Raw genomic sequence first — 13,124 nt, forward strand, 5'->3', positions numbered from 1 at the left:
GATCAGCGCTCCATCGGGGTGGCGTCGCGGCCGCGCAGCACGATGTCGAATTCGTAGCCGAGCGCGTAGCCTTCCTCGGTGACGTCGAGCGTGAAGCGCGACACCAGGCGATCGCGCGCCTGTTCTGGCGTGCCCTGGAAGATCGGGTCGTATTGCAGCAGCGGGTCGCCAGGGAAGTACATCTGGGTGACCAGGCGCGAGCCGAAATAATCGCCGAACAGCGAGAAATGGATGTGGTTGGGGCGCCAGGCGTTCGGGTGGTTGCCCCAGGGATAGGCGCCGGGCTTGATGGTCAGGAAGCGGTAGCGGCCCTGGTCGTCGGTCAGGCAGCGGCCCGCGCCGAGGAAGTTCGGGTCGAGCGGCGCGTCGTGCTGGTCGGCCTTGTGGACGTAGCGGCCGGCGGCATTGGCCTGCCAGACCTCCACCAGGGTATTGCGCACCGGCTTGCCGCCCTCGTCGAGCACGCGGCCCGTGACGATGATCCGCTCGCCCAGCGGCTCGCCGTTCTTCACGGCATTGCGCGTCAGGTCGTGGTCGAGCGCGCCGAGGTCGTCGGTGCCGTAGACCGGCACGAACTGGTTGCGCAGCTTCTCCTTGAGCGGCACCAGCGGCTGCGTCGGGCCGCGCTTGACCGAGGAACGGTATTCGGGGTGCACATAGGCGGGATGCGAGGGCCAGTCGCGCGGGCTGAGGATGGAATCGTCCATCGCGGTGTCTCCTGTCTGGTATTGGCTGGGATGACGAGACTTTAGCCAAGAGCGAAAGTTATGCAAAATGACGTTTTGTCTTATCTCGTATAACTAGACGTTATGGAAAACCGTATCGCCGACGGCCGGGTCAAGTTCCGGCACCTGCAGTGTTTCCTGGCCGTGGCCCAGCTGGGCGGCGTGCAGAAGGCCGCCGAAAGCCTGTCGATCACGCAGCCGGCGGTCTCGAAGACGATCGCCGAGCTGGAGTCGCTGCTCGGCGTGAAGCTGTTCGAGCGCGGCCGGCAGGGCGCCCGGCCGACCCGCGAGGGCCAGTTGTTCCTGCCTCACGCGAGCGCCTGCGTGCTGGCGCTGCGCCAGGGCGTGGGCCTGCTGGCCGGCGAGAGCGGCGAGGCGGCCGCCACGCTCGAGATCGGCATGCTGCCGACCGTGGCCGCCTCGCTCGCGCCGGCCGTGATGAAGGCGCTGACCGCCCGCCTGCCGCGCGTGATCGTGCGGATCGCGACCGATCCCAACGCGCGGCTGCTGGAGCGCCTCAAGTCGGGCGAGATCGAGTGCGCGATCGGCCGGCTCTCCGAGCCCGAACGCATGATCGGCCTGTCCTTCGAGCAGCTCTACAACGAGCCGCTGGTGGCGCTGGTGCGCGCCGGCCATCCGCTGGCCGGCCATCCCGTGCCGGCCGGCGAACTGGGCCGCTATCCGGTGGTGGTGCCGCCCTACGGCACCCTGATCCGGCAGTCGGCCGAGCAGATGCTGGCCGCCTGCGGGGCGCCGCCGCTGGAAGCCTTCGTCGAGGTGCTGTCGGTCTCGGTGGGCCGGGCGCTGGCGCTGGAGAACGATGCCGTCTGGTTCGTGCCGCGATATGCGGCCGAATACGATCTGGCTGCTCGCACCCTGGTGCGCCTGGCGTTGCCGGCCGAGGGCGCCGACGAGCTGGTGGGGCTGATCCTGCGCACCGACGCGCGCCCCTCGCCCGCCGCGCAGGCATTGATTGACGCGGTGCGCAATGTTGCGCGCGATCGTTTCGCGCGTTTCGCGACACGGCGTACGGGAACCCGCAATCGACGTGGTTCCGCGGCGCCGCATCGGTGATAATGGCCGCTCGGCACACTTCACGGATACCGCTCCGCTCGGCGGTCCGCACGACAACGATGGATGACAGTACTGCCGGACGGCGCGGATGGAGAGATCCGTCGCCCCGGATGCCGCTGGGATATCTGGTGATCGCGGGCGGCGTCGCGATCGCCCTGGTGATGATGACGATCTGCGCGGCGATCCTTCGGGACAGCCGGGTGGACGCATTCGAACGCGCGCAGGACGGGGCGCGCAACACCCTGCTGATGATCGAGCGCGACGTGGCGCGCAGCCTCCATATCGACGACCTGGTCCTGCAGGGCGTCGCGGCAGGCCTGCGCGACCCGGCGCTGGCGGGCTTGCCGGTCGGCATGCGGCGGCGCCTGCTGTTCGATCGCGCGGCAGCGGCCAACGACATCGGCGGCATCTACGTGCTCGACGCGAACGGGCGCATGACGCTGTCTTCGAACGAGATCGACACCGGCGACGAGCGCTTCGACGACCGCGATTTCTTCTCCGTGCAGCGCGACGATCCCGATGCCGGCCTGTTCGTCAGCAGCCCCTACGCGACGGTGCTGCACGGCGAGGATCCCAGCATCGCGCTGTCGCGGCGCCTGAACGGCCCGGACGGCAAGTTCGCCGGGGTGGTGGTGCTGTCGGTGCGGCTCGAGTATTTCCGGCGCCTGTTCGCCGGGCTCACGCTGGGCCCGCACGGCGCGATCGCGCTGATCCACACCAATGGCCGCCTGATCATGCGCGCGCCCAGCGACGCCACCCTGATCGGCCGCGACCTGCGCGGCACCGGCCCCTACACGCGGATGCTCAGCGGCGGCAGCTCCTTCGTCGACACCGCCTCGATCGACGGCGTGCGCCGCAGCTACCTGTTCCAGCGCCTGCCGCGGCTGCCGGTGATCGTGCAGGTGGCGGTGGCCGAGCAGGACGTCTATGCGGAATGGCGGCGCCGCGCCTGGCGCTTCGGGATCCTGACCGGCGCCTTCGGCATCGCCTTCGTGGTGTTGAGCGCGTTCCTGGCCCATTCGCTGTGGCGCAAGTCCGAGGCCGAGGCGGCGCTGGCGCGCCTGGCCGGCACCGACAGCCTGACCGGGCTGCCGAACCGGCGCTCGCTGGATGCCTCGCTGGAGCGCGAATGGCGCCGCGCGGTGCGTGCGCGCCGACCGCTGGCGATCCTGTTCGTCGATATCGACCACTTCAAGCGCTACAACGACGAATACGGCCACACGCTCGGCGACGAGGTGCTGGCCTCGGTATCGGCCCGCATCGCCCAGCAGGCGCTGCGCTCGCACGACGTGGTGGCGCGCTACGGCGGCGAGGAGTTCGTGGTGGTGCTGCCCGACACCGACAGCGCCGGCGCGCGTACCGTGGCCGAGCGGATCCGCGATTCGGTGCGCCAGCTCGGGATCGAGCATGCCGGCGCCGAGTCGGGCTATGTGACGGTCAGCGTGGGCGTGGCGACCTGGCGCCCGGATGCCGGTTACCCGACCAACGTGGCGGTGGTGATCGACGCGGCCGACCAGGCGCTCTATCGCGCCAAGGCCAGCGGGCGCAACCGCGTGTTCGAGGCCGAGATGGCCTGAGTGGCACGAGCGCGTCGTCTTTCTCTTCGAGGCCGGCTCCGGCCTCGTTTTCTCTTCAATGCTCCAGCTCGGTGCCGAGGCTCGTATCGAGCCGGTGCCGCTGCCGCAGTTCCGCCAGCCGCGGCGGCGCGATGCCGAGTTCGGCCGCCGCCGCGGCCGGGTCCTCGCCGTGCCGCCGCCAGGCCGCGTCGAGTGCCTGTCGCTCGGCCGCCTCGAGCGTCTCGGCCAGCGTGCGGGGCGCCTGCGCGGCGAACTCGCCGAGGTCCAGGTCCTCGGCCGACAGCACCGGATGCTCGGCCATCACCATCGCGCGGCGGATCCGGTTGATCAGCTCGCGCACGTTGCCGGGCCAGGCGTAGCGGTACATCGCGTCGATCGCGCAGGGCGAGAAGCCGCGGATCCGGCCGCCGCCGTCGGCATCGAAGCGCTGCAGGATATGGCGCGCCAGCACCTCGATGTCGCGTCCGCGCGCGCGCAGCGGCGGCTCGTCGATGCGCAGCACGCAGAGCCGGTGGAACAGGTCGGTGCGGAAGCGTCCCTCGCGCATCGCGGCGTCCAGGTCGACATGGGTGGCCGACAGCACGCGCACGTCGACCGCGATCGACTCGCGCCCGCCGAGCCGCTCGATGCGGCCTTCCTGAAGGAAACGCAGCAGGCTCGCCTGGCTCTCGTGCGGCATGTCGCCGATCTCGTCGAGGAACAGGGTGCCGCCCTGCGCGGCCTCGATCCGGCCGATCTTGCGCTGGGTCGCGCCGGTGAAGGCGCCGCGCTCGTAGCCGAACAGCTCCGATTGCAGCAGCGCCGGCGGGATCGCGCCGCAGTTGATCGGCACGAAGGGCGCCTGGCGGCGCGCCGAGCGTTCGTGGATCGCCAGCGCGGTCAGCTCCTTGCCGGTGCCGGATTCGCCGGCGATGAACACGCTCGCGTCGGTATTGGCCACCTTGCGGATGGTGCGGAACAGCGCCTGCATCGCCTCGCAGGTGCCGACCATCTCGCCGCCGCCAGCGTGGCCGGTGTCGGCCTTGCCGCCGGGGCTCGCGGCGACGCCTCCCGCGTCCTCTGCCGCGGGTTCGTCGAGGCGGGCCATGCCGTAGGCGTGGCGCGCCAGCAGGTCGAGCGTGGCGGGCGGGGCGCCCGACTTCACGTAGTCGAAACAGTAATGGCGCACCAGCCGTCGCACCTCGGGCCGGTCGAAACGGGCCGCCTCGGCCAGCGCGATCCAGGCGGTGGCCGGGCAGCGCAGGGCGCCGTCGAGCGCGGCCAGTTCGTCGTCCGCCAGGTCGTCGAGCGCCACGATGCCCGCCTGCGCGCGCCGCGGCGCGGGCCGGCGCGCGAACTCGGCCGGCGAGGCCGCCAGGCTGACGCTCCAGCCGTGCTGGGACAGGAAGGCGACCAGCACCGGATCGGGCTGGCGCGCCAGGTAGACCAGGGCGCGCGCGCCCTCGGCCGTCTCGGTTGCGGCGCGGCGGCGCCGGGAGAAATCGGCGGCGATGACGCCGGGAGGAACGCGGGATTCGTGCACGATGGGCTCCGGCGCGACGATCAGAACGTGTACGGGAAACGCACGCCGACCACGAAGTTCGGCGCATCCGGCGTGAGGCCGACCGCCACCGAGGCATTCATCGTCAGGTGCTTGTTGAAGACGTGGTTGAGGCCGAAGTTCAGCGTCGACGCGGTGGTCTGGCTGCCCGGCACCTTCTGCCACGACTCGCCGGGCGCCTGGGTCTTGGTTTCCGGCTCGAAGGCGAGCGTGTAGGCGATGCTGGCCGAGTCGCGCTCGGAGAAGGCCAGCGCCACCCCGCCGCCGATCTGCACGATGTCGCCGAGCTTGACCTTGGCCGGCTGCGTCTGACCGACCACCGAGGAAATGTCGGAGAACGAGCGCGCCACGTTGTAGGTGTAGGACAGGCTGCCGAACAGCACGATCGGATCGTAGGTCTTCAGCACCGACATGCCGGCCGTGATGCTCCAGAAGCCGGTGCCGGTGGGCAGGGTGTCGGGGGCCACCAGGTTGGTGTTGTTCGGATCGGTCTGCCGCAGCTTGATGCCGAACGGCGAGGTGCCGGTGGGGGCCTTCACGCGCAGGCTGCCGACCACGTCGGGCAGGTTCTGCGTCTCCTTCAGGAACTGGTAGTAGATCCCGAAGTTGACGTCGCCCAGCGCGTGCGAGTTGCCGCTCGCGTCGGACAGCGTGCTGGCCGCGCCGCCCGCGCCGCCCACGATGAAGTTGCTGGTGCGATAGACATAGGGCACGTCGACGTCGACGTTGATGCGGCTGGTCAGCCCGTAGCGCACGTCGACATCGCTGGAGAGCTGGTGCGACTTGGTCTGGCCGAGGTTCAGGTTGCCCAGGAAGATCGCGTCGAGCGCGAGGAAGCCGGACAGCTGCAGTTGCCGGCGATCGTAGTAGGTGTCGTTGATGCCCCAGTCGATCGTCAGCTTGTGGTCGAACAGCGGCGCATGCTCGCGCTGCACCACGGCGTTTTCGGCCTCGGTGCGCACCGGCTCGGCGGCACGGTTGTCGGTGCCGATGGTGCCCGGCGCGGGCGCGCCGGCATTGGCGCCGGCACGCGAGCCGCCGCCGCCGGAGCCTGCGTTATTCGAACCGCTCGCGCTGCCGGAGCCGGCGGCGGGCGGCACCACCGGCACGCCGGTGGCCGTGCCGGTGCCGTCGCCCGGCGCCGGCGACAGCGGCGTCGCCTGGGCGAGCGTGACGGTGCCCGTCGGCGCGTCGGACAAGCCGCGCCCGCGCTGCGCCATCTCCAGGTCGACCACCTGGGCTTCCAGTGACTGGATCTTGCGCTGCTGCGCATCGACCAGCTTCATCAACGTGTTGAGCCGATCCTCGATCGACTGGTTCGCGAGCGATTGCGCCTCGACGCTGCTCGCGATGGCGAACAGCAGCACTGCGGCCGGAATGGCCGCGAGCGTGTGACGCGGTAACGATGTGGCCTTCATGGTCTACCCCCCCGGGTATGGTTTATGTCAGGAAGCGAGGTCGGCGTGCCGCTCGCCGGGGCAATCGCCCGGCGGCAAAAGGCGCGGCACATCCCTTGTGCTGTCATCGGCGTCCGTCGCGCGGGTCCGCATGCGGGCGCCATCGTTATCGATCGATCAACGGCTTGCGCGCCGCCTCATTTCCTCACCGGGAAAGCTGCCTGCAGCGCCTGCAGCACGCCGGACTGGCGCAGCGCGCCCGCCGACATCTGTTGCGTGCGCAACTGCAGCTGCAACTGGTTGGAGACGACCTGCTGGTTGCCGGTGATCTGCAGCAGTTGGGCGATCGAGCCGGCCTGGGCGGCCGCGGCCGGCGCGATGGTCTGGGTGGCGAGGCCCGCCGGCGTGTTGAGCGCGAGCGTCACGCCGTTGGCGCCGAAGGAGATGGCTGCGCGGATCGAGCCGTCGGCATTGGACGCGCTGGCCGAGGGGGCGTTGCTCGCGCCGGCCAGCATGGTGAGCAGGTTGCCGTTCGAGCCGAAGTCGATCGACATGCCGTTGTTGCCGGCATTGCCGTTGCCGGCCACCTGGGTGACCTGCGAGACGCCGTTGACGCGGATCGACTGGCCGCCGCCGGCACCGTTGCCGGGTTGGGCGCCGGATGGGCCGGCGCTGTCGCCGCCGACCACGCTGGCCAGCGTCTGCACCTGGGCGGAGAGCTGGTTGGCGGCATTGGCGGAGATGTTCAAGGTGCCTTGGGCGACCGCCAGCGCGCCGTTTGGCAATTGCCATTGCGAGAGCAGGTTGACGACCACGCCGGAGATCATCGTCGCGTCGGCGAACTTGCCGGTCTGACGGGCCAGCACGTCGTCGTCTACCGCGATGATCGGCAGCGCCGCGGCGCCCGGCCCGGCCGCGAACGGCAGCGACATGCCGGCGGGCGAGACAGCCAGGGCGGCGCTGCCGGTGAGTGCGCAGGCGGCCGCGCAGGCCGCATCGCGCAGGAACGAGAGTGAGCGATTCATGATGGGTCAGAACAGGTCTGCCTTGATCAAGCCGTACTCGACGAACGGAATCGCGGCGGAGCCGGTGGACAGCGCCTGTTCGCGCAGTTTCAGCGCCAGCGATTCGTTGTTTTGCAGCAATGGAGAGTCCTCCCTGAAGGGTTTGCCGACCACCGCGAACACCAGCCCGTTCCAGGACTTCGCGAAGTCCTGCTCGAACACGATGCGGTTGCCGAGCGCGGGGTCGGCGAGGAAGATGCGGCCTTCGGCGGCGCGCTTGACGATCACGAAGTGCTCGTAGCCGTCGATGTTCATCAGCACGATGACCGGGATCTGCAACTGGTAGAGCGCTTCGGTGCCGACCCGGAAGCCGCGGCCGCGCAGGCCGAGCGTCTCGACGAACTTCTTCATGTCGAGCATCGAGAAACCGTGCTTGACGACCACCTCGGGGGTGGAGAACGCCATCATCCGGGCGATCATTTCGGGCTCGGGGATATCGATCCCGTAGCCGTACTTGAGCAGGGTGGCGAGCGCGGCCGAGCCGCAGCTGAAATCGAATTGCTGGTTGACGATGTCGCGATGACGCAGCTCGTACATCGAGCGCACCGGCTTGTGCAACGGCACGCCGGCAAACGGCAGCGTTTCCACGCTGGCTTGCGCGACGGCTGCCGGTACCAGGGCCCAGCACGCGCACAAGGCGACGAGCCGGGCCGGCCAATGATCGGATACCGCTGACATGGGCGTCTCCCCCGAGACTGCCGCGCGGTGGAGCGAGCGCGGCGATGCGACTGGCACGAACGGAACAAAGCGACGTCCCACGCCGCCGTGATGGGCGATGCGGGACGTCGTGGCAGCGATCAGTGACCGCTGTTCAGTGCTGCGATGGCCAGGCCGTTGTGCTGCAGGTTGCCCACGCCGCCGGCGATGTTCACGCCGATGTTGCCCGTGGCGCCGGTGAGGGTATAGCCGCCGAGCGCGGCAGTGCCGACGAAGCGACCGCTGACCTGGGCGTTTGCCACCTGCGTATTGTCGTCGGTGGCAACCATTGCCACGGTCCGGGCATGCGCTGCGTCAACCGTCGTCATCGAGCCGGCCAGGCTGTTGTTCTGCACGTTGCCGATACCCGATGCGACGTTCACGCCGACGTTGCCCGACACCTGCGCGAGCGAGCCGTCGCCGATCGAGGCGTTCAGGATGAAGTTGTCGATCCTGGCGTGACCCATCGACGACTGGTTGCTGAAGATCTGCGCATTGCCGAACACGTTGCCGACGTCGACCGAGGCCAGGGCCACGTCGTTGCTCTGCGCGTTGTTGATGCCTTCCGCGATGTTCACGCCCAGGTTGCCCTTGACGCCGGTGGCGGCATTGAGGCCGGTGGTTGCGGTCAGCGAGCCGGGTTTCTCGGTATCGATGTATTGCGTGACGCTGCCCGTGGTCGAGACCGTTGACGAGTTGTAGTCGTTGCTGAAACCCCACAGCGTGGTACGCCATGCGGAGGAGGTTTCGTGAGCGGAGATCGACGCGCTTTGCGAGGATTGCGACTGGCTTTGCATGCCGCCGGCGCTCCAGGCCGTGCCGAATTGCGAATTGGTGCGGCTCGCGCTCGCATCGACATGCTGATGCGCCGATCCCGTGGCATTGGTATAGGAGGTTCCGCCCCACACCGCGCCGGCGGCGCCGACGATATAACCGCTCTGATTCTGCGAGGCGCTGCCGCCGGCGACGAAACCGAACAGGCCTGGCAGGAAATAACCGCTGATCTGGCCGGACTGGCTGCTGCCCGAGGCGCCAGCGGCTCCGCCTGCGAAGAAGGCCGAACCGCCGGTATTGCCGGACTGATGCAGACTGGCGGACTGGTTGACCGTCGCGCTTTGATGCGACGAGGCGGTGCTGTACGAGCCGCCGGCAATCCAACTGCTGCCGCTGCGCGACATCGATTGCGAGGCGTTCGTCTGCATCGACGCATCAAGCGAAGAACCGTGTCCCGTGGCGAAATAGGATTGGCCGTAGTCACTGGTCGACGAGTGGACGTTGTCGACCGTGGTCGTCACGGCTCCCTTGGTGTAGCTCTGGGCGAGCGGGTGCAATGACACATGATTCAGCGAGACCGCCTGGTTGTTGTTGATCACGGCGCCGGCCGTGCTCGACACGCCGACCGCGCCGTACAGGCCGACGAAGCCGAAGATGCCGACCGACTCGGTAACCCCCGTGAGGTTGTAGAGGAAGGCGTTCGCTGCGTGGGCCGACCCGGTGGCCGCCGATGCGAGAATCGCTGCTGCAATGACAGTGCGTTTCATGATGCGCTCCGATACAGAAGTGGCTAGTTGATAAAAAGCGTGCCCGCCGGGGGACGGAGCACAAAACTATTTGCCGTGGAGTTACCGGCGCCGGCTGTCTGGTTGACTTGTACGATTCCGCTGATATGCTTGAATGCGTCGCCGCTAATCGACACATCCCGCCTATCCCGGCCCCCCGCCGGTATTCCCAGGCCTCCAGCCTTCGGAGCCGTTTCGGACAGTTCGCTGTCCGAAACGGCCTCGATCCCAACGCCCAGCGTGCCGATGGCCATGCTGTTGCGCTGAAGATTCGCGCTGCCCGCGCTTTGATTCACCATCGCCGCACCGGACAGATTTGAGAGGGCTCCGCCCTCGATTCGCACGCTCGTGTCGCCGGTGTGCGCGGCGGTGCCGGCCGCCTGCAGCGAGGACACGCCGGCGCCGGCCGCCGAGCCGATGCCGATCGCGAGCTGGTTGGCCTGCGCGTTGCCGAGCCCGGCCGTTTCGTTGATGCTCAGCACGCCGCTGATGCCGCGTGCCGCGTTGGTGGCGATCACGGCGGTGCCGGATACGTCGGGCACCGCCTGCGCCCGGGCCTGCGGCAACGCGGCCGCGAACAGCGCACAGACCAGCATGGCGCGCGCATCGAAAACGATTCGGATGACGAAATGATCGTTCGATGCGAAGGCACGTGAGGGGCGGTGGCTCATTTGATCGCTCCCAGTGCCGTGACCAGCGGCGAGATCGCGCCGTTGATGGTGGACGAGATGGTGTTGCCGAGTCCGCCCAGGCCGGCGGTCGGCACCATCACGCCGGCGTTGCCGCGTCCGATCGGGCCGGCCAGGTCGGAGGTCAGCACCTGCGTGACGGCAGCCACCGTCGCATTGGTGTTGCCGACCGTGCGGGCGACGACGCCCACCGAGCCGCGCGCATTGGTCAGGTCGAGATCGGAGACCACGTTGGCCATCATCGGATCGAAGGTATTGGCCGGGAAGGTGGTGGCGCGCACCGCCACCGGATCCTGCTCGACCGGCACCGGCCGGTAGGCGATGCGTGGCGTGACCGTGCGCAGCACGATGATGTCGCCGGGGTTCTGCACCTGCTGGGCTTGCGCGCTGCCTGCCGCGTATACGAGCGCGACCAGGGCGGCAATCAAGGAGACGGTTTGGCGGTTCATGGTGATGTCCTCGCGGCGGCCGGATCAGCGGCGCGTCAAGGTGAGGCTGTTGCCCTGCATCGGGCGGGGCGCGTCGGCCGGCATCGGCAGCGGCGAGGGCAGGGCCGGCGGCGCGAGTTCGTCCCACAGCGTGACGTGGTTACCGGCACCGGCCAGCATCGCCGGCGAGGCCGAGACCATCATCGTCATGCCGGCCGCGCGGCCGCGCTGGGCGGCCAGCGTGGTCTCGTCGAGCGGCAACTCGCGCAGGCCGGCGAACATCTCCGGCGCGGCTTCGTCGCCGATCGTGGCGGCCAGCGGAATCACCTGCGCCTGCGCGGCCGGGATCGAGGCCAGGGCGAGCAGCGCGGCGGTGAGCATCAGGCAGAGGTGGCGGTTCAGGGCAGGCATCGCGGTTCTCCGTTGTGCGAGACATTCAGCGAATAGCGTGCCAGCGGAGCGAGAGGCGCGCCGTTGCTGGGTCGATGTCGAGATGAGCATCGCGGCGCACGGAGGCGATGCGCGAAAACGTATCAGCGGCGTAACACGGAAGGGGGCGCGACGCCGCCGACGCGATACGAGCCGTCCCGGTTCGTGTCTCGGGAAGCTCGGGCGCGGCCGGCAAGTCTTTCCGAATGGATCGCCGAGGTTCGGCAGAATCCGCGCGGATCAAGGGTTTCGGGGAAAAGCAGCGAGACCGGGGCGGGTTTTGGCACGGCGCCGTGAGGCGCGCGTGAACGTATCGGCGAGGAAACGATTGTTAAACATGTCGTTGCCGAATCGTAAGGAGTAGGCGGGGAAATCGGGAAAGCCACGCAGAGCCGTCGGCGCGACGTGCTTCGAACCGGGCCTGAAAAAACGCGGCATGAAAAAACGCGGCGGCTCGCCGGTCGGCAAGCCGCCGCGCTGTCATCGGCGCGGGGATCGACAGCGGCTCAGGAGGGCCGCAGCGCCGCGTTGTGCGGCAAGCCCTCGAGCGGCGAGCGCGCGTCGGCCGGCATGGCGGCCGGGCGCGCCATCACCGAGAAGCCGAAGGTATTCCAGCCCTCGTCGCAGGCCACGAACACCGAACCGCCATGCATGTCGGCCACCGCCTTGACGATCGACAGGCCCAGCCCGTGGTTCTCGTTGCTGTTGCTGCGCGCTTCCTCGAGCCGGTAGAAGCGCTCGAACATGTGCGCGCGCACGGCCGGATCGATCGGCGTGCCCGGGTTCGCCACCGCGATCACCACCTGCTCCTCCGCGGCGCGGATCTTCACGCGGATCGTGTCGCCGGGCCGCGAGTGCTGGATTGCATTGATCAGCAGATTGGTCATCGCGCGGCCGAACAGCGAGGTATCGACGCTGGCGCGCGCGTCGCCCGTCAGCTCGGCGCGCAGTTGCGCATCCTCCAGCGAGACCTCCAGGAAGTCGAGCATGCGCGACACCTCGATGGCCAGCGAGACGTCGCTGAGATTGGTGGCGCGCTCGCCGCGGTCGCTGCGCGACAGGAACAGCATGTCGTTGACGATCACGCGCAGCCGCTCGAACTCCTCGAGGTTCGACTGCAGGGTGCGCTGCATGCGCTCCACGCTGCGATCGCGCGAGCTGAGCGCCACCTGGGTCTGGCCGATCAGGATGCTGACCGGCGTGCGCAGCTCGTGCGCCACGTCGGCATTGAAGGACTCGAGCCGGTCGTAGGCGTGCTCGATGCGCTCCAGCGCGCCGTTGAACGAGCTGGCCAGGTCGTGCAGCTCGCTGGGCAGCGCGTCGGTCTGCAGGCGCTGCTTGCGGTTGGCCGGGCTCAGCGCGGCGGCCTCCTTCGAGAGCCGCGCCAGCGGTTCGAGCCCGAAGCGCGTCACCGCGCGGCTCAGCAGCAGCGCGATCACGGTGGCCGCGCCGATCAGCCCGGCCAGCGTCAGCGCGATGAAGCGCAGCATCTTCTGGGTCCGGTCGCAGGTCGCGGCCACGATCAGGGTCAGCTCGGGGCGCACGCCATTGGTCGGGATCACCGTGGTGCGCGTCATCACGTTGTAGCTGCTGCCCACGCAGTGCACCAGCTGGAACGCGCCGATCGGCATGCCCACCGGCTCGCCGTCGATCGGCGTGCCGAGCCGGAAGGCCGGATCCTCGCTGGTGACGATGTAGCGCGTGGAGCCGTCCAGCGGCTGCAGGTCGGTGAGCTTTTCCTGCGTGATGTGCCAGCGCGCGGCGGTGGTGGCGTGCGAGACGATCATCTCAGCCACCTTGGCGCGCGTCTCCAGCGTGGCGCGCAGCTCGGCGAACAGTTGCCGCTCCATCATCGCGAACAGGCCGATGCCGATCAGCGAGAACACCAGCAGCGAGGTGATGCCGAACATCACCGACAGGCGCAGCGAAATCGAACGTTTCATCGC

12 protein-coding genes are annotated in these 13,124 nt (G+C 68.9%); 2 read left to right on the forward strand and 10 right to left on the reverse strand.

Annotated elements, in window-relative coordinates; all coding sequences use genetic code 11:
- Positions 1-2 precede the first annotated feature (2 nt).
- Positions 3-707 (reverse strand): protocatechuate 3,4-dioxygenase subunit beta, encoded by a 705-nt coding sequence (gene pcaH / locus FB600_RS00205; RefSeq protein ID WP_036037467.1) that lies wholly within the window; start codon positions 705-707, stop codon positions 3-5.
- A 102-nt stretch (positions 708-809) separates the two neighbouring features.
- Here pcaH and pcaQ point away from each other — a divergent pair, with 102 nt between their 5' ends.
- Both pcaQ and FB600_RS00215 read left to right on the forward strand, forming a co-directional pair.
- Complete coding sequence (pcaQ, locus tag FB600_RS00210) at positions 810-1,799, forward strand: pca operon transcription factor PcaQ (protein ID WP_098182906.1); 990 nt, start codon at positions 810-812, stop codon at positions 1,797-1,799.
- A 110-nt stretch (positions 1,800-1,909) separates the two neighbouring features.
- Complete coding sequence (locus FB600_RS00215) at positions 1,910-3,376, forward strand: sensor domain-containing diguanylate cyclase (protein ID WP_175427801.1); 1,467 nt, start codon at positions 1,910-1,912, stop codon at positions 3,374-3,376.
- A gap of 55 nt (positions 3,377-3,431) precedes the next feature.
- Here the strand turns inward: FB600_RS00215 and FB600_RS00220 are convergent, their stop codons facing one another.
- The 9 genes from FB600_RS00220 to FB600_RS00260 form a co-directional block, all read right to left on the reverse strand.
- Positions 3,432-4,898, reverse strand: a complete 1,467-nt coding sequence (locus FB600_RS00220; protein ID WP_145756018.1) for a sigma-54 dependent transcriptional regulator — start codon at positions 4,896-4,898, stop codon at positions 3,432-3,434.
- Positions 4,899-4,918: 20 nt separating this feature from the next.
- On the reverse strand, positions 4,919-6,334 hold the full coding sequence (locus tag FB600_RS00225; protein ID WP_096751084.1) for a hypothetical protein: 1,416 nt from the start codon (positions 6,332-6,334) through the stop codon (positions 4,919-4,921).
- A 176-nt stretch (positions 6,335-6,510) separates the two neighbouring features.
- Complete coding sequence (locus FB600_RS00230) at positions 6,511-7,338, reverse strand: peptidase C39 (RefSeq protein WP_096751085.1); 828 nt, start codon at positions 7,336-7,338, stop codon at positions 6,511-6,513.
- A gap of 6 nt (positions 7,339-7,344) precedes the next feature.
- Positions 7,345-8,055, reverse strand: coding sequence for a C39 family peptidase (locus tag FB600_RS00235; protein WP_047839350.1), 711 nt, complete (start codon positions 8,053-8,055; stop codon positions 7,345-7,347).
- Between the two features lie 119 nt (positions 8,056-8,174).
- Positions 8,175-9,614, reverse strand: a complete 1,440-nt coding sequence (locus FB600_RS00240; RefSeq protein ID WP_096751087.1) for a cell wall anchor protein — start codon at positions 9,612-9,614, stop codon at positions 8,175-8,177.
- Positions 9,615-9,637: 23 nt separating this feature from the next.
- Positions 9,638-10,303 (reverse strand): hypothetical protein, encoded by a 666-nt coding sequence (locus FB600_RS00245; protein WP_096751088.1) that lies wholly within the window; start codon positions 10,301-10,303, stop codon positions 9,638-9,640.
- A complete protein-coding gene (locus FB600_RS00250) occupies positions 10,300-10,770 on the reverse strand; it encodes a hypothetical protein (RefSeq protein WP_096751089.1) in 471 nt (156 codons plus the stop codon). Before FB600_RS00250 ends, FB600_RS00245 begins: the two co-directional genes overlap by 4 nt.
- 24 nt (positions 10,771-10,794) lie before the next feature.
- Positions 10,795-11,160, reverse strand: a complete 366-nt coding sequence (locus FB600_RS00255) for a hypothetical protein (RefSeq protein ID WP_096751090.1) — start codon at positions 11,158-11,160, stop codon at positions 10,795-10,797.
- A 524-nt stretch (positions 11,161-11,684) separates the two neighbouring features.
- Positions 11,685-13,121 (reverse strand): heavy metal sensor histidine kinase, encoded by a 1,437-nt coding sequence (locus tag FB600_RS00260; RefSeq protein ID WP_096751091.1) that lies wholly within the window; start codon positions 13,119-13,121, stop codon positions 11,685-11,687.
- Between the last annotated feature and the right edge of the window lie 3 nt (positions 13,122-13,124).

It is taken from the genome of Burkholderia sp. SJZ089 (genome assembly GCF_007828315.1).
In the GTDB taxonomy this organism is placed as follows: Bacteria; Pseudomonadota; Gammaproteobacteria; order Burkholderiales; family Burkholderiaceae; genus Burkholderia; species Burkholderia gladioli.